Origin of the sequence: Mycobacterium sp. MS1601 (genome assembly GCF_001984215.1) — a bacterium.
Lineage (GTDB): Bacteria > Actinomycetota > Actinomycetes > Mycobacteriales > Mycobacteriaceae > Mycobacterium.
The window spans coordinates 3,132,674-3,149,275 of sequence record NZ_CP019420.1; the positions used below are offsets into that span (position 1 = coordinate 3,132,674).

The 16,602-nt window shown below is 65.3% G+C and carries 14 protein-coding genes and 1 pseudogene; 7 read left to right on the plus strand and 8 right to left on the minus strand.

Annotated features, from left to right (window positions below; translation table 11 throughout):
* Positions 1-87 precede the first annotated feature (87 nt).
* The 3 genes from BVC93_RS15295 to fadD4 all read left to right on the plus strand — a co-directional run bounded on the left by BVC93_RS15295 (position 88) and on the right by fadD4 (position 4,301).
* The gene (locus BVC93_RS15295) at positions 88-1,917 is read left to right on the plus strand and encodes a phosphoenolpyruvate carboxykinase (GTP) (protein ID WP_083738205.1); all 1,830 of its coding nucleotides are present in this window, start codon (positions 88-90) and stop codon (positions 1,915-1,917) included.
* Between the two features lie 124 nt (positions 1,918-2,041).
* Positions 2,042-2,689, plus strand: a complete 648-nt coding sequence (locus BVC93_RS15300; protein WP_083738206.1) for a class I SAM-dependent methyltransferase — start codon at positions 2,042-2,044, stop codon at positions 2,687-2,689.
* Between the two features lie 85 nt (positions 2,690-2,774).
* Positions 2,775-4,301 (plus strand): fatty-acid--CoA ligase FadD4, encoded by a 1,527-nt coding sequence (gene fadD4, locus BVC93_RS15305; RefSeq protein WP_083738207.1) that lies wholly within the window; start codon positions 2,775-2,777, stop codon positions 4,299-4,301.
* 36 nt (positions 4,302-4,337) lie between these two features.
* On the opposite strand, the gene BVC93_RS15310 is transcribed toward fadD4, so the two are convergent.
* A complete protein-coding gene (locus BVC93_RS15310) occupies positions 4,338-4,916 on the minus strand; it encodes a hypothetical protein (RefSeq protein ID WP_083738208.1) in 579 nt (192 codons plus the stop codon).
* 170 nt (positions 4,917-5,086) lie between these two features.
* Here BVC93_RS15310 and BVC93_RS15315 point away from each other — a divergent pair, with 170 nt between their 5' ends.
* A complete protein-coding gene (locus BVC93_RS15315; RefSeq protein WP_083738209.1) occupies positions 5,087-6,529 on the plus strand; it encodes a sensor histidine kinase in 1,443 nt (480 codons plus the stop codon).
* A 45-nt stretch (positions 6,530-6,574) separates the two neighbouring features.
* Here BVC93_RS15315 and BVC93_RS15320 read toward each other — a convergent pair.
* The 3 genes and pseudogenes from BVC93_RS15320 to BVC93_RS15330 form a co-directional block, all read right to left on the minus strand.
* A pseudogene (locus BVC93_RS15320) lies at positions 6,575-7,470 on the minus strand (alpha/beta hydrolase).
* Between the two features lie 38 nt (positions 7,471-7,508).
* Entirely contained in the window at positions 7,509-8,042 is a 534-nt protein-coding gene (gene ahpD / locus BVC93_RS15325) for an alkyl hydroperoxide reductase AhpD (protein ID WP_083738210.1), read from the minus strand.
* A gap of 2 nt (positions 8,043-8,044) precedes the next feature.
* A complete protein-coding gene (locus tag BVC93_RS15330; RefSeq protein ID WP_083738211.1) occupies positions 8,045-8,632 on the minus strand; it encodes a peroxiredoxin in 588 nt (195 codons plus the stop codon).
* A gap of 297 nt (positions 8,633-8,929) precedes the next feature.
* On the opposite strand from BVC93_RS15330, the gene BVC93_RS15335 reads away from it, so the two are divergent.
* A complete protein-coding gene (locus BVC93_RS15335; RefSeq protein WP_083738212.1) occupies positions 8,930-10,114 on the plus strand; it encodes an alpha/beta hydrolase in 1,185 nt (394 codons plus the stop codon).
* A 30-nt stretch (positions 10,115-10,144) separates the two neighbouring features.
* Positions 10,145-11,566, plus strand: coding sequence for a WS/DGAT/MGAT family O-acyltransferase (locus BVC93_RS15340; protein WP_083738213.1), 1,422 nt, complete (start codon positions 10,145-10,147; stop codon positions 11,564-11,566).
* A gap of 1 nt (position 11,567) precedes the next feature.
* On the opposite strand, the gene BVC93_RS15345 is transcribed toward BVC93_RS15340, so the two are convergent.
* The 4 genes from BVC93_RS15345 to BVC93_RS15360 are packed head-to-tail and all read right to left on the minus strand — an operon-like array spanning position 11,568 to position 15,655.
* Positions 11,568-12,785, minus strand: coding sequence for an alpha/beta hydrolase (locus tag BVC93_RS15345; protein WP_083738214.1), 1,218 nt, complete (start codon positions 12,783-12,785; stop codon positions 11,568-11,570).
* Positions 12,778-14,370: an acyl-CoA ligase FadD12 gene (gene fadD12, locus BVC93_RS15350; protein WP_083741078.1), complete on the minus strand. Its 1,593-nt coding sequence runs from the start codon at positions 14,368-14,370 to the stop codon at positions 12,778-12,780. Before fadD12 ends, BVC93_RS15345 begins: the two co-directional genes overlap by 8 nt.
* 43 nt (positions 14,371-14,413) lie before the next feature.
* Positions 14,414-15,205, minus strand: a complete 792-nt coding sequence (locus BVC93_RS15355; RefSeq protein ID WP_442929056.1) for a lysophospholipid acyltransferase family protein — start codon at positions 15,203-15,205, stop codon at positions 14,414-14,416.
* Between the two features lie 51 nt (positions 15,206-15,256).
* Positions 15,257-15,655: a PPOX class F420-dependent oxidoreductase gene (locus BVC93_RS15360; RefSeq protein WP_236950373.1), complete on the minus strand. Its 399-nt coding sequence runs from the start codon at positions 15,653-15,655 to the stop codon at positions 15,257-15,259.
* Between the two features lie 101 nt (positions 15,656-15,756).
* Between BVC93_RS15360 and BVC93_RS15365 the strand changes: the two genes are divergently transcribed.
* Positions 15,757-16,587, plus strand: a complete 831-nt coding sequence (locus tag BVC93_RS15365; RefSeq protein ID WP_083741080.1) for an arylamine N-acetyltransferase family protein — start codon at positions 15,757-15,759, stop codon at positions 16,585-16,587.
* The last annotated feature ends 15 nt before the right edge of the window (positions 16,588-16,602 follow it).

Here is a 16,602-nt window from a genome sequence, read left to right on the forward strand (position 1 = left end):
CCAGGGACGTTCGTGTTCGCCGTCGGGGCATCCGCGCAGCGGAATGGGCATTACGTTCTGGCGGTAAAACCTATCCAGGAGAAATTGATGACCTCAGCGACCATTCCAGGTCTGGACGCAGCACCGACCAAACACCAGGGCCTGCTGGCCTGGGTGCAAGAGGTCGCCGAACTGACACAGCCAGACCGGGTGGTGTTTGCTGATGGCTCGGAAGAAGAGTTCGAGCGCCTGGCCGCGCAGCTCGTCGAAGCCGGCACATTCGAGAAGCTGAACAACGAGAAGCAGCCCAACTCCTACCTGGCCCTGTCCGATCCGTCCGATGTCGCGCGCGTCGAATCGCGCACCTTCATCTGTTCGGAGAAAGAGATCGACGCGGGTCCCACCAACAACTGGATGGATCCCGACGAGATGCGGTCCATCATGAAGGACCTCTACCGCGGCTCGATGCGTGGACGCACCATGTATGTGGTGCCGTTCTGCATGGGGCCCCTGGGTGCCGAGGATCCCAAGCTGGGTGTCGAACTCACCGACTCCGAGTACGTGGTGGTCTCCATGCGCACCATGACCCGCATGGGGCAGGACGCGCTCGACAAGATCGGCGAGGACGGCTTTTTCGTGAAGGCGCTGCACTCCCTGGGTGCGCCGCTGGAGGAGGGCCAGGCGGACGTCCCGTGGCCGTGTAACGACACCAAGTACATCACCCACTTCCCCGAGACCCGTGAAATCTGGAGTTACGGTTCGGGTTACGGCGGCAATGCCCTGCTGGGCAAGAAGTGCTACTCGCTGCGTATCGCCTCGGCCATGGCGCACGACGAGGGCTGGCTGGCCGAGCACATGCTGATCCTCAAGCTCATCTCGCCGGAGAACAAGGCCTACTTCATCGCGGCGGCCTTCCCCTCGGCGTGTGGCAAGACCAACCTCGCGATGCTGCAGCCCACCGTCCCCGGCTGGCGCGCCGAAACCGTGGGTGACGACATCGCGTGGATGCGGTTCGGCAAGGACGGCAGGCTGTACGCCACCAACCCCGAGTTCGGCTTCTTCGGGGTTGCCCCCGGTACCAACTGGTCCTCGAACCCCAACGCCATGAAGACGATCGCGGCCGGCAACACCGTCTTCACCAACGTCGCCAAGACCGACGACGGTGACGTGTGGTGGGAGGGCCTGGAGGGCGAACCCGACCATCTGATCGACTGGAAGGGCCAGGACTGGATCCTCCGCGAGACGGAAACCAAGGCCGCACACCCGAACTCGCGTTACTGCACCCCGATGTCGCAGTGCCCCACCCTGGCTCCGGAATGGGACGACCCCCAGGGCGTGCCCATCTCGGCCATCCTGTTCGGTGGCCGCCGCAAGACCACGGTGCCGCTGGTGACGCAGGCCCGCGACTGGCAGCACGGCGTGTTCATCGGTGCCACGCTGGGCTCCGAGCAGACCGCCGCTGCCGAGGGCAAGGTCGGCACCGTGCGCCGCGATCCCATGGCCATGCTGCCGTTCATCGGCTACAACGTCGGCGACTACATGCAGCACTGGATCGACACCGGCAAGAACTCCGACGAATCGAAGCTGCCGAAGGTGTTCTTCGTCAACTGGTTCCGTCGCGGTGACGATGGTCGGTTCCTGTGGCCCGGATTCGGTGAGAACAGCCGCGTGATGAAGTGGATCATCGAGCGCGTCGAGGGCAAGGCCAACGGCGTCTCGACGCCCATCGGCATCGTGCCCAGTGCCGCTGATCTCGATCTGTCCGGTCTGAACGTCGACTCCGCCGACGTGGACGCCGCCCTGGCGGTCAACGTCGATGAGTGGCGCGCCGAGCTGCCGCTGATCGAAGAGTGGTTCGAATTCGTCGGCGAGAAGCTGCCCACCGGCATCAAGGACGAGTTCGATGCACTGAAAACTCGTCTGGCAGAGGCTGACTGACACCCACATATCGCAGCGCTCGGTACGGCCCCCGGTCTTTTGGACCGGGGGCCGTACCGCGTCTTGCCGCTCTTTCTTCTGCTACGTTGGTAAGTACGTACTTAATACGTAGATAGGTGGCGGGATGTCGATCGGCGAACGGCTCATGGGTTCACGGCCCGGCGAGAGCGTCATCCACCACCCGCGGACCTACGAGCTGATGGCCGACCTGCACTTCCTGGGTTCCCGTCGTCGTCGCCGTGTCTGGGCGGATCTCGTGGCGGCCTCCGGGGCGCGCCCCGGCGATCGGGTTATCGATATTGGCTGCGGCACCGGGTATTTCGCTTCCGCCCTGAGTTCAGCAGTGTCGCCCGGCGGAGCGGTGGTGGGTATCGACCCGTCGCCGACGCTGGTCGACTACGCAGGTCGTGCCAATCCCGGGGGCTGCACTTTTGCTGTGGCCGGGGCCGAGGATCTGCCCTTCGCGGACTCCTCTTTCGATGTCGCGGTGTCCAGCCTGGCGTTCCATCACATTCCCCAGCGACTCTGGTTGTGGTCGATGTGCGAGATCCATCGGGTGCTGCGTCCGGGCGGGCTGCTGTTCCTCGCGGACTTCCGCCCGCCGCGGTTGCCCCTGGGGGTGCGCAAGGTGCTGGCCCGCACCGGCGCCGAGCAGATGATCACCGACGCACGTGTCGATCTGCGGGACGCCATCACCGGGGCCGGTCTGTCGATCGTCCGGGCCCGCGAACACCCCCGCATGCACAGCATCGCCGCCGTCAAGCCGGTCTGACATATCGAGCTCTGATCGTCAGGTCGGAGCTTTCCGCGAAAACCGGTCTTGACACCTGTCAACTGAGGCGCAGTAAAGTCGGCACATGCAGATCCGCGAAACCGCCCAGTCCACTCCGGACAAGCCGGCCATCATCATGCACCCGTCCGGGACCGTGGTGACGTTCGGCGAACTCGAGGCCGGGGCCAATCAGCTGGCGCACCACTTCCGGCAGGCCGGCCTGGTCGAAGGTGATGTCGTCGCGATACTGATGGAGAACAACGCCCACATGCATGCGGTGATGTGGGCAGCACGTCGGGCGGGGCTGTACTACGTGCCCATCAACACCCACCTCGCGCCGGCAGAAGCCGCGTACATCGTCGACAACAGCAGCGCCAAGGCCATAGTGGGGTCTGCTGCGCAGGTCAAGACGCTGACCGACCTCGCTGAGCACCTGCCCCGCGGGCTCCCGGAGCTGCTGCTCATCGCCGACGGCGACTTGGACGGCTGGCAGCGCTACCCCGAAGCGGTTGCCCACCAACCTGTTACGCCCATCGCCGACGAGATCGAAGGCGATCTGCTGCAGTACTCCTCGGGTACCACCGGCCGGCCCAAGGGCATCAAACGCGCACTGCCGCATGTCCCGCCGTCGGAATCGCCCGGCCTGATGGCCGCGCTGGTGTCATTCTGGATGCACCCCGATGCCGTGTATCTGAGCCCCGCGCCGCTCTACCACACGGCGCCGTCCGTATGGTCCATGCAGACGCAGGCGGCCGGTATCACCACCGTCGTCCTCGAGAAGTTCGACGCCGAGGGATGTCTGGAGGCCATCGCGCAGCACCGGATCACGCACGGCCAGTTCGTCCCGGTGATGTTCACCCGGATGCTGAAGCTGCCCGAGGAGGTGCGCAGCTCCTACGACGTGTCCAGCCTGGAGCGGGTGATGCATGCCGCCGCACCGTGTCCGGTGGATATCAAGAAACAGATGATCGACTGGTGGGGCCCCATCGTCGACGAGTACTACGCCTCCTCGGAAGCACACGGCTCCACGCTGATCTCGGCAGAGGAATGGCTGACCCACCCCGGCTCGGTGGGTCGCCCCCTGGCCGGCGTCCTGCACATCGTCGGTGAGGACGGCAACGAACTGCCCGCGGGCGAGGCCGGCGAGATCTACTTCGAGGGCGGCTTCGATTTCGAGTACCTCAACGACGCCGAGAAGACCGCCAAGTCACGTCACCCGCAGGGCTGGAAGACGGTGGGCGACATCGGTTATGTCGACGACGATGGTTACCTGTATCTGACCGATCGCCGTCACCACATGATCATCTCCGGTGGGGTGAACATCTACCCCCAGGAAGCGGAGAACTTGCTCGTCACCCACCCCAAGGTGATGGACGCCGCGGTGTTCGGTATCCCCGATGACGAGATGGGCCAGAGTGTCAAGGGAGTGGTGCAGACCGTCGACCCCGCCGACGCCACCGACGAAGTCGCCGCCGAGCTCATCGGGTGGCTGCGCGAGAGGTTGACCCACTACAAGTGCCCGCGGTCCATCTCCTTCGAGGCCCAACTGCCGCGCACGGACACCGGCAAGCTGTACAAGCAGTCCCTGGTGCAGAAGTACTCGGTCTCCTAGTTGCGCAGGCCGAGGTAGGTTGCCGCGCAACGGAGTTCACGAGCAGATGCTGGGCCTGCCCACCAGGTAGTTGCAGGTGTCCGGGAAGCGGTGCACCATCGGAGGATCCTTGACCTCGCGAAGGCTCAGCGTGAACGGCACCTTTGTCATGCCCGGCGGGGTGCCGCACTCGTCGCCCCACAACGTCGTGCGCATTCCGGTGAGTGCCCTGGAGTCATAGGCGAAGGTGTCGGTCACCGGCACCTTCCTGCCGTCCGGGCAGATCCGGCCCGAGCTCCAGATGTTGCTGAAGGTCCACAGTCCGCCGGTCAGCCGGGCGTCACCCGCGGTGTTGAGCAGCTGCTCGTCCTGGGTGACCTTGTTGTCTGTGCGGCTGGTGACACGACTGAGGCAACCCATGCTCTGGATGGTGATGTCGCTGTAGTCCTGTTGCGCACGGGTGCCGTTGGCCTGGATGCAGACGGTGCTGATCTCCCACACCGCCGCAGGCTTGCCTGGCTCGCTGTAGCTGTAGTTGCCGTCGACAATGGGGACCAGGACGTCGGCCTGTGCGGGTGCCGCGGCACACACCGCAGCCACCAGGACACCTACTGCGCCCGCATAGCGCAATTGCATGCTCGCTCCCCTTCGAACGGTGCTTCTGTGTCTATCACCGCAGCACGGTCGTCACGGCGTTTCGGGGAAGATCCATCGTTTCTCCGCGCTTGTTGTGGCAACGCGGATACGATCCGGTGTTCGCCGCATCCTGTGCACCCGTGACCCAACCGGCGGGACATACTGGCAGGGTGGGCGACGAGTTCGATACTTCCGAAGTGTGCCACCGCGATGACCTGCGCAGCCTGTTCCTCTTCGAGTCACTGTCGGACAGTCAGCTCGAGACGCTGTGCCGCGACGGCAAAGTGGTGCATGTCGAGCCGGGTCCACTGATCGCCGAGGGTGAGCCCGCCGCCAGCCTGTTCGTGCTGTTGGACGGTGAAATAGTGCTCACCAAACGCTCCGGTGAGACGGATATCGAAACGCTCAGGAGCTCTCAGCGTGGGTCGTACTTCGGTGCCTGGTCGGCGTTTCTCGAAGAGGAGCAGCGCTACGAGACCTCTGCCCGCGCGTCTGCGCCGTCGCGGATGTTCGTCATCGACGCCGCTGCGCTGGGGCGATTTCTGCGCACCGAGTTCCCGATGGCGTGCCACTTCCTGGTGGGGTCGACGGTGGGCCGGTCCAACCAGAACCGGATCGTCGGGCCGCACGACAGGATGGTGCAGTTGGGGCAGCTGACCGCCGGGCTCACCCATGAGCTGAACAATCCGGCGTCCGCGGCGGTACGTGCCACCTCGACCCTGCGCGATCGCATCGCCGGAATGCGGCGCACCTTGGCCGTGCTCACCGCCACGTTCGACCAGGCCGCCATCCATGCCCTCGTCGAACTGCAGGATCGGGTGGCCGAAAGGGTGGCGAAATCGCGCGATCTCACGCCGCTGCAGAAATCCGACACCGAGGAAGCCATCGGTGACTGGCTCGAAGACCACGACGTTGCCACCCCCTGGGAGCTGGCGTCCTGCTTTTCCGAGGCAGGGCTGGATGTCGACTGGCTCGACACCGTGGAGGCCACGGTGGCCGACGCGAACGCGTCGGTGGGGCGGGTGCTGGAGTGGTTGCACTACACCGTCGAGACCGAGCTGTTGATGAACGAGATCACCGATTCCGCAGTCCGGGTGTCGTCGTTGGTGTCGCAGGCCAAGCAGTATTCGCAGTTGGACCGGGCACCGTTCGACATCGTCGATGTGCATGTGCTGCTGCGCAATACGGTGGCCATGCTGTCGCACACCCTGACGCCGGACATCGAGGTCGTCGAGGACTTCGACCTCACTCTCGCGCCGCTGGCGTGCTGGCCGGCCGAGCTGAATCAGGTGTGGACCAATCTGATCGACAATGCCGTCACCGCAATGCATTCCAATGCCGATCGGGGCACGCTGACGTTGCGCACCCGGCCGCAGGGTGACAGTGTGCGAGTCGAGGTCCGTGACACCGGCCCCGGCGTTCCGGAGGAGCTGCATCAGCGGATCTTCGATCCGTTCTTCACCACCAAGCCGGTGGGTGAGGGCACCGGGCTGGGACTCGATCTGGCGGCCAGGATCATCGACAAACACCGCGGGAACATGTGGGTGGAGTCGCAACCCGGCGACACGCGCTTTGTCGTGATGCTACCGATGGATCCTGCGATTCGGGCGTGATACCAACCGCTCAGCGACCGGAACCACGCCCAAATCGGCTCCGGCTCAGCTGGCTAACGCTGCTCGCAGATGCGACACCTGCTTGGCGAAGAACTCCTGTGAAACCTGCGATTTGGCCACGATCTGGTCGAACCCGTGGAAGGCGCCCTCCACCACTTCGAGCTCGCACGGCACACCCCGGCTGCCCGCAGCCGCTCGGCGTAGGCGATGTCTTCGTCGTGGAACAGGTCCAGGGTGCCCACCCCGATCCACGCGGGCGGCAGCCCGGCCAGGTCGGTACGTCGGGCAGGCACTGCCACACCCGGGTCTGCGTTACCCAGATAGGACGCCCAGCCGAACTGGTTGGAGCGCCGGGTCCACAGCCGGGCTTCGATGGCGTCGAGATGTGAGTGATGGGCGCTGCGGTCATCGAGCATCGGATACACCAGAAGCTGTGCGACGGGCGTGATCTCGCCCCGGTCGCGGGTCAAGAACGCGAGGGCGGCCGCCAGTCCGCCACCGGCACTGGCCCCACCGATTGCGATGCGCGACGGATCCACCGCGGGCAGGCGTGTCAGCCACTGCAGCGCTGCGTAGCAGTCCTCGAGCCCGGCGGGGTAGGGATGTTCGGGCGCCAGCCGGTACTCGGTGGCGGCGACGGTGACACCGAGTTCGCGGGCCAGCTTGCGGCACAACCGGTCATCCTGGCGTGCGGTCCCGATGATGTAGCCACCGCCGTGGATCCACAGCAGCGCCGGACCGGGCTCGCTGCCACTGGGCGGGCGGTGCAGCCGTATGTTGATGCCGTCGGAGGTGGTCAGCTCCTCGACGCCCGGAGAAGGGCGGTATCGCTGTAGCTGCTCCAGGCGCCGTACGAGGGGAAGAAGCGACGGGCGGATGGATGCGCGGGGAAGCCGACGGGCGGCGTTGCGGAGTTCGGGATGGAAGTCGGTGAGCGCCACGAGCCCGAGACTACAAGTCCCGGGCTCGTGGCGGCCGGTCAGACGGCGGCGAGCACCTCGGTGGTCAGCAGTGCCTGACCCACGCCGGCGACGATGGACGCCAGGCGGATGGCCTCGAAGATCGCCGTACGGGAGACGTCGTCGTCACGCAGGGTGGCCTCGTGTGCGGCCAAGCAGTGTCCGCAGCCGTTGATCGCCGATACGGCCAGCGACCACAGTTCGAAATCCGCTTTGGGCACACCGGGATTGCCGATGATGTTCATCCGCAGCCCGGCGCGCAGGTCGTCGTAGCGGCCGTCGAGCTGACCACGTGTGCGGTAGAAGACGTTGTTCATCCCCATGATGGAGGCGGCGCCGAGGGCGGCGTGGTAGGCCTCCTCGCTGAGCACGTCGAGGGCGTCCTCGGAGATCTCCTTGAGCAGGCGCGACGACTTGGTGGCCGCCGCGGTGGCCACCAAGGCGCCCCACAGCTGCTGCTCGGTGAGCTCGGTGGTCTTGACGATGCTGCTCAGGTTGAGCTTGAGATCCTTCGCGAAATCCGGAAGCGCTTCCTTGATGTTGTCGATGCTCATGCTCAGACCGCCTCGGCCAGCAGCTCGCCGGCGTTGATGGTGGGGTCGCCCTTCTTCCAGTTGCAGGCGCACAGTTCGTCGGACTGCAGTGCGTCGAGCACGCGCAGCACTTCGTCGACGTTGCGGCCGACGGAACCGGCCGTCACCGAGACGAACTGGATCTCGTTGTTGGGGTCGACGATGAACGTGGCGCGGTCGGCCACCCCTTCGGCGTTGAGGACGCCGGTGGCTGCGGACAGCTCGCGGCGCAGGTCCGACAGCATCGGGAATGGCAGCGTCTTGAGGTCTTCGTGCTGCGCGCGCCACTGGAAGTGCACGAACTCGTTGTCCACGGAGACGCCGAGCACGCGGGTGTCGCGGTCCTCGAAGTCCTCGTTCAGCTTGCCGAAGGCAGCGATCTCGGTGGGGCAGACGAAGGTGAAGTCCTTGGGCCAGAAGAACACGACGCGCCAGAGTCCGGCGTGGTCGTTGGAGGTGACTCGGGTGAAGTAGTCGTCGGGCTGCTTGGCGTCGACCTTTGACAGGTCGCCGCCGATGACGGCCTGCAAGTCATAAGTGGGGAACTGGTCGCCGATCGAGAGCAATGGCACGGGTGTACACCTTTCTGGAACATGTTCAGTTAATTGGACTCAGTCCAGTCTTAATCGACATGTTCAGTCTGTGCCCGACGGCGGCTTTTGGGAAGGGTGATGGCAAACACATCGAGGCTGACGAAAGACGTTCAGTACCACGGACTGTCGCAAGCATCAACAGCTGGGGTGCGGCGTCGGTCACACTGTGGTAGACAGATTTGCAATGTTGTTTCTCGGCGGGGTGGTTCCGTTGGGTAGCTAGGGGGAGCCCGCGTGGCATCGACACAACCCGAGGTCCGGTACCCCGGACCGACGATGTGGACGCGGGTCCGTTGGCTGGCCAAAGCCCGACCCTCGGACTACCTGTTGGCACTGAGCGTGGGCTCGGCCTCCCTGCCGGTCGTGGGGAAGTACTTCGAACCACTCGGCGGTATGACCGCCATGAGTATCTGGGGCGTCAGGCACGCGCCCGAATTCCTGGAAGCCAGCGCCAAGTCCTGGTTCACCCCGGGCATCGGTGAGATCAAGAAGCTGGAACGCGACCAGACCCACGCCGTGTCCGACGCCGCACTGCGCGGTGTGGTGCCCGCCGCCGACCTCGCCATCGACTGGCCCGCCCCTGAGCGGACGCCTCCGCTGTGGAAGGCGCTGCAGCACCGCAAACGCATCTACCGGTCGTCGGTGCAGTACGGCAGCAGTCCGTCGCAACTCCTCGACGTCTGGCGGCCCACGGATCTGCCCACCGAGCCCGCTCCGGTGCTGCTGTTCGTTCCCGGTGGCGCGTGGGTGCACGGCAGTCGGATCCTGCAGGGCTACGCACTCATGGACCACATGGCCGAGCAGGGCTGGGTGTGTCTGTCCATCGACTACCGCGTGTCACCCAATCACCGCTGGCCACAACACATCACGGACGTCAAGGCTGCCATCGCCTGGGCCCGGGCCAATGTCGACAGGTTCGGCGGCAACCGCAACTTCATCGCGATCGCGGGCTGCTCGGCGGGTGGCCATCTGGCTGCGCTGTCGGGGTTGACGCCCAACGACCCGTCCTTCCAGGCTGATCTGCCCGACGGTTCGGACACCTCGGTGGATGCCGTGGTGGGCATCTATGGCAGGTACTGCTGGGAAGACCGCTCGACTGTCGAGCGCGCCAGATTTGTCGACTTCCTCGAGCGAGTGGTGGTCAAACGCAAGATCGACCGCCATCCGGAGCTGTTCCGGCGGGCCTCGCCCCTGGCGGCGGTGCACGCGGATGCCCCGCCGTTCCTGGTCATCCACGGCAGTGGCGACTCGGTGATCCCGGTGGCGCAGGCCCGCAGCTTCGTCGAACGTCTGCGCGCGGTGTCGCGGTCGGTGGTCAGTTACATGGAACTTCCGGGCGCCGGGCATGCATTCGACATGACCGACGGTGCCCGCACCGGCGCCATGGCAACGGCAATAGGTCTGTTCCTGAACCACATTCATCGAACCCACACGACCATCCCTGCCAAAGAGGTCATCTGACGCCCATCAATGCTTGTATCGTCCCTCTACATGAAGCGACTGAGCGGCTGGGACGCGATGCTGCTGTACGGGGAGACGCCCACCGTGCACATGCACACGCTCAAGATCGCGATCATCGAACTCGGTGACCTCGGCGGTCGCAGATTCGGGGTCGAAGAGTTCCGTGATGTCATCGGAAGTCGCCTCCACAAGCTCGCCCCCTTCGCCTACCAATTGATCGACATTCCCTGGAAGTTCCACCGCCCCATGTGGCGTGAGAACTGCGAGGTGGACCTGGCCTACCACGTCCGGCCCCTGACGCTGCCCGCTCCCGGCGGTCGACGCGAGCTCGATGAGGCCATCGGCGAGATCGCCAGCACCCCACTGGACCGAGGCCACCCGCTGTGGGAGATGTACTTCATCGACGGTCTGGCCGACGGTCGCATAGCCGTGGTCGGCAAGATCCACCACGCGTTGGCCGACGGAGTGGCCTCGGCCAATCTGATGGCCCAGGGCATGGACCTGCAACCCGCTCCCGAAGCGGATGGCACCACCTACATCGCGGACCCACCGCCATCGCGAGGAGAACTGGCGCGCAGCGCATTTCGTGATCATCTCCGCCAGCTGGCCAGGGTCCCCGCGACAGTGCGTTACACGGCCCAGGGAGTCAACCGGGTGCGCAAGAGCACCCGCAAGCTGTCTCCGGAGCTCACCCGGCCCTTCACTCCGCCGCCCAGCTTCATCAATCACCCGTTGACGGCCGAGCGCAGGTTCGCCACTGCGTCCTTGGCGTTGGCCGACGTCAAGCAGGCCAGCAAGCACCTCGGTGTCTCGATCAACGATCTGGTGCTGGCCATCTCGGCCGGTGCACTGCGAAAACTGTTGCTGCAATACGACGGAGTGGCCGACCACCCCCTGCTGGCCTCGGTGCCCATGAGCTTCGACTTCTCCAAGGAGCGGATCTCGGGCAACTACTTCACCGGCGTGCTGATGACCATTCCGGTGGAGAGCGCCGACCCGCTGGAAAGGGTGAGGCTGGCGCACGAGGCCGCGGTGACCGCCAAGGAGAGCAGCAACCTGATCGGTCCGGAGTTGATCAGCCGGTGGTCCAACTACATGCCGCCGGTGGCCGCCGAGGCTCTGTTCAAATGGCTCGACGACAACGACGGCCTGAGCAAGATGTTCAACCTCAACATCTCCAATGTGCCCGGCCCCCGCGAGCACGGACGGGTGGGCGGCGCGCTGGTCACCGAGATCTACAGCGTGGGTCCGCTGACCTCCGGCAGTGGCGTCAACATCACGGTCTGGAGCTACGTCGACGAGTTCAACATCTCGGTGATCACCGACGGCGCCACCGTCGACGACCCTCACGAGATCACCCAGGCCATGCTCGAGGAATTTGTCGAGATCCGGCGCGTAGCAGGACTTTCCACAGACCTATCGGTTGTCGACAAGGCGATGGCACAAGCCTAGGTCAGCTCTTGGCGTGCACCCACGACAAGAATCGCTCGATGGCCTCGGCGGTGTAGTGGCCGCGCGGTGAGCCGAAGAAGTCGAACGCGTGCTGCGCATGCGGCACCTCGCAGTAGGCCACCGTGGACCCCGAGACCTTGCGCAGCTCGTCGACGAACTCGCGACCCTCGGTCACGGGGATGATCGAGTCGTCGGTGCCGTGCAGAATGAAAAACGGTGGGGCATCGGAACGCAACCGGTTGATGGGGGAGGCGTCGACGTAGACGTCGTGGTGGTCCCGGAATGACGTCTTGGTGACGAATTTCTGCAGGAACTTGATGAACTGCGGACGCCCCTCTCCGCGGGTGCTGTGCCAGTCGTAGCGTCCGTACACCGGGACCGCGGCCACCACCGAGGTGTCGGCGTCCTCGAAACCTGGCTGCCACTGCGGATCTCCCGGTGTCAGCGCAGCCAGTGCGGTCAGGTGCCCACCGGCCGAACCGCCGCTGATCGCGACAAAATCGGGGTCACCGCCGTAGTCGGCAATGTTCTCCTTGATCCATGCCAGAGCCCGTTTGACGTCGACGATGTGATCCGGCCAGGAGTTCCTGGGGCTCACCCGGTAGGCCATCGACACGCAGATCCAACCGCGTTCGGCCAGGTGGCTCAGCAGCGGATACGCCTGCGGGCGGCGCATTCCGATGGACCACGCACCACCGGGCACCTGGAGCAGCACCGGCGCCTTGCCGTCGAGTGGCAGATCGGAGCGGTGCCAGATGTCGGCCAGGTTGGCCCGGCCGTGCGGGCCGTAGCGCACGGTGTCGAGCTTCTTCACGTAGCGCCGCCGGGACCACCCGGTGGCGAACACTCCTGCGTGCTTACGCGCGGGTTGTGACGCCGACGCCACCGAGTGGTAGTCGTCGCCCAGCGAGTCGCGCAGGGCCGCCTCGAAAATTGGCTCGGATCTCACGTTGCGGCGCTGGATCAGCACCAGCAGTACCCAGGCCGCTGCCGTCACACCCAACGCGATGCGGCCCTGGGCGCCGCGGAAGTCGCCTCGGGTTCCGCGGCGCACCGCGTCGAGCACCGAACCGGTCAGGTACAGCGGCGCCATCTCGCTGGTGGGCCAGCCCAGGAAGAACACCGGAATGGTGACGTAGCCCTTGCGCGCCAGCGGTCGAACACCGTTGGCGGCATTGGCCAGTTCGACGGCCGCCCGGAGCAGTGTGAGTCTAGCCACGGGCTGCTCGCTCTTGCAGTTCGCGCCGCAGCACCTTGCCGGTGTTGTTGCGCGGCAACTCGTCGAGAACCGTGATCTCCCGCGGCACTTTGTAATTCGCCAGGTTGTCACGGACATGCTGCTTCAGCTCGTCGGTGGACGCCTCACCGGAGAGCACCACGAACGCGACCAGACGCTGGCCGTAGGATTCGTCGTCGACGCCGATCACGCCGGCCTCGGCCACCGCGGAATGGCTCATCAGGGTTTTCTCCACTTCGATCGGGTACACGTTCTCACCCCCGGAGACGATCATCTCGTCGTCGCGGCCCACCACGAACAGGCGGCCATCGGCGTCGAGTCGCCCCAGATCTCCGGATGCCATGAAGCCCTCGTGGAAGGTCCGTCCTTTTCCGGTGGATTCGCCGGTGTACCCATCGAACTGGCTGGTGTTGCGGACGAAGATCTGCCCCACCTCACCTGGGGGCACCTCGGCGAGAGTGTCGTCCAGAATCTTGATCTGCGTGCCCACCACCGGCCGGCCCGCGGTGTCGGGGGCGGCACGCAGGTCCGCGGGCGTGGCGGTGGCGATCATGCCGGCCTCGGTGGCGTTGTAGTTGTTGTAGATGACGTCGCCGAACCTGTCCATGAACTTGATCACCACGTCCGGGCGCATCCGCGACCCGGACGCCGTCGCAAACCGCAGGGAGCGACCGCTGTAGCGGTCCAGCACCTCATCGGGCAGATCCATCATCCGGTCGAACATCACTGGCACCACGCACAATCCCTCGGCGCGATGCTTGTCGACCAATTCCAGGGTGGCTTCGGGGTCGAACTTGCGCCGGGTCACCACCGTGCAGGCCATGGATGCGGCGAACACCAACTGAGAGAACCCCCACGCGTGGAACATCGGTGCTGCCACCACGACGGTGCGGTCGGTGTGCCACGGCACCCGTTCCAGGATGGCCTTCAACTCGTTGACGCCACCTCCGGTGCGGGCCGCGCCCTTGGGGGTACCGGTGGTGCCGGAGGTCAACAAGATCAGTTTGCCCTTGCCGGAGGGCTTTACGGGATGCTGCCCGGCGTACTCGCCGATCAACCCGGCGACGGTGGGTAACTCGCCGGGATCGGTGTCCGTCCACCCCAGGACACGTACGGTGTCGTCGAGGCCGGTCAGCGCAGTGTCCACGCTGGGGGCGAACTCCTGGTCGTAGATGACCACGTCCACGCTTTCGCGGGCCACCACCTCGGCCAGAGCGGGCCCGGCAAACGACGTGTTGAGCAGCAGCACGTCGGCTCCCACCCGGTTGGCCGCGATCAACGACTCGACGAACCCGCGGTGGTTGCGGCACATGATCGCAACGGTGAAGGTCGAACAGTGAGCTCTCCTTGGCAGCGCAGCCAGCGCCGCAGCCAGCGCGTCACCACGTTGATCGAGCTCCCGGAACGTACAGGTGCCCAGTTCGTCGATCAGGGCGGCACGGTCCGGACTGCGTTGTGCCGACATCGCGAAACCGCTTGTCACGGAAAGCCCGTCGCGTTGTGCGGCGGCCATGATCCGCAAGTACTTGTCCGGGCGCATGGCCGTGATGACACCGGCGCGCACCATCGTCGACACCAACCCGACACTCGCTGCCAGATCAACCACCGGGTCAGCCGATCACCGGGAGTCGGCGCTGCGAGGCGAGTTCGTCGAGGGCCCGCTGCATGACGAGGCGGACATGCGCGTCCACCTCGTCGATATCGGGGTCTTCCCCGAATTCGGCGGTGATGTCGATGGGATCGAGAACCTGCATGACGATCTTGGTGGGCAGTGGTGCATTGAGGGGAACCACCGCGCTCAGGCCGAAGGGGAAGCCGATGCTGACGGGCAGGATCTTGGCCCGTAGCAGCTTGTCGAGCCGCAGCGCCTTGGCCAGCCAGGTGCCGCGGGTCAGATAGATCTGGCTTTCCTGCCCGCCGATCGCCACCGACGGCACGATGGGCACCCCGGCGTTGATCGCCGCCCGTACGTATCCGGTGCGGCCGTCGAAGTCGATCTTGTTGCGTTCCGTGGTGGGGCGATAGACGTCGTAGTCGCCGCCGGGGAACACCTGCACCACGCCGCCGGAGCGCAGCGCCTCCTCGGCGTTCTCGTGGTTGGCCCGGATGAACCCGATGCGTCGGAAGAAATCGGCGGTGGGGCCGGTGAAGATCAGATCGAAGCTCAGCGTGAAGACCGGCCGCTCATAGCCGAAGTGGTCGTAGAACCCGGTGGCGAACACCGGCATGTCCATGGCGAACAGTCCGCCGGAGTGGTTGCCCACCACCAGCGCGCCGCCCGCAGCGGGAAAGGACTCCAACCCACGGATCTCAGCGCGGTGATAACCCTTGATGAGCGGGCGTAACAGGCCGATGACCCGTTCGGTGAAAGCGGGATCCCATTTGGCGACGTCGGTCTTCACTGGCACCCCTCGGCGAAGTGGAACGTGTTCTAGTTTTGTGATCGTACCCGGTCATTCGGACGGACTGATCTGCAACGCCACCCGCGGCTTGCGACCGCCGGCCAACAGCGCCTCGAGCAAGGTGATGACGCGGAACTGCAGCCCGTATTTGTTCTTGATCAGCGCTGCGGCCCGCGATACGTATCCCGGCTCGTCGATCACCGCGGCGGTGCCCTTCAGCACCGGCGCACCCGCCGCGAATTTGCCCGTTCGGCTGCACGGGCGCATCTCCACCCGCGGGTCCCGGCGCACCCGCTTGACCTTCCACGAGTCAGCCGGCGTCCACACCACCAGGCGGTCGTCATCCCGGGCGATCCACATCGGCACCGACACCGCTGAACCGTCCCGCTTGAACGTCGTCAGCGCCACGAAGTTCTCGGCGCCCATCCGTGTCATCAACTCATCCGTCACGGTGGCGGTGTACCCGCAGTTGTGCCGTCGGATTCACCAGGAAGGGACCGGCACATGAATCCCTTGACCTCAACCATGGTTGAGGCACCATCATGGTCGGCATGTCTCACGGCTTCGACGTTCCGGCCTACCTGAAACGCATCGGGTACGACGGCACCCTGGTGCCGTCTCTCGACACTCTCGACGCACTTGCCGCCGCTCACCTGCGCAGCATCGCCTTCGAGAACCTGACCCCGTTGATGGGCCGGCCCGTGTACGACCTCGGCGCCGACACTCTGTTCGACAAGATGGTGCACCACGCCCGCGGCGGCTACTGCTACGAACAGAACGGCCTGTTCGGCTCTGTGCTGGCCGAACTCGGCTTCGAAGTCGCGGCCCGCAGTGCCAGGGTGGTGTGGATGAGCCCCGACGGTCTCGACGGCCCCCCGTCGGCGAAAACCCATCAACTGCTGGCTGTAAGAATTCCCGGCGACCAGCACCGGTACCTCGTGGACGTGGGATTCGGCGGCCAGACCCCGACTTCGGCGCTGCGCTTCGTCCACGACGAGGTGCAGCAGACGCGTCACGAGCCCTACCGGTTGCGTGGGCATGGTGGCGAGCACGTACTCGAGACGCTGATCGCAGACCAGTGGCGGCCCATCTACGTCTTCGCCGACCGGCCGGTCCCGCTGATCGATCTGCAGGTCGGGAGTTGGTATGTGTCAACACATCCCGAGTCGCATTTTGTCACCGGGCTGTCGGTGGCCATGGCCACCGACGAGGCGCGGTGGAACCTCGGTGGCCGCCATCTGAGCGTCCATCACCGCGACGGGCGTACCGACAAGACGGAACTGCGCAACGCCAGTGAGGTACTGGGTGTCCTGATGAACACCTTCGGTCTGGACGTCGGTGGCCTGGGTGATGTCCACAAGCGCATCACCGAAGTCATCTGAAGGTATCGAGACCGG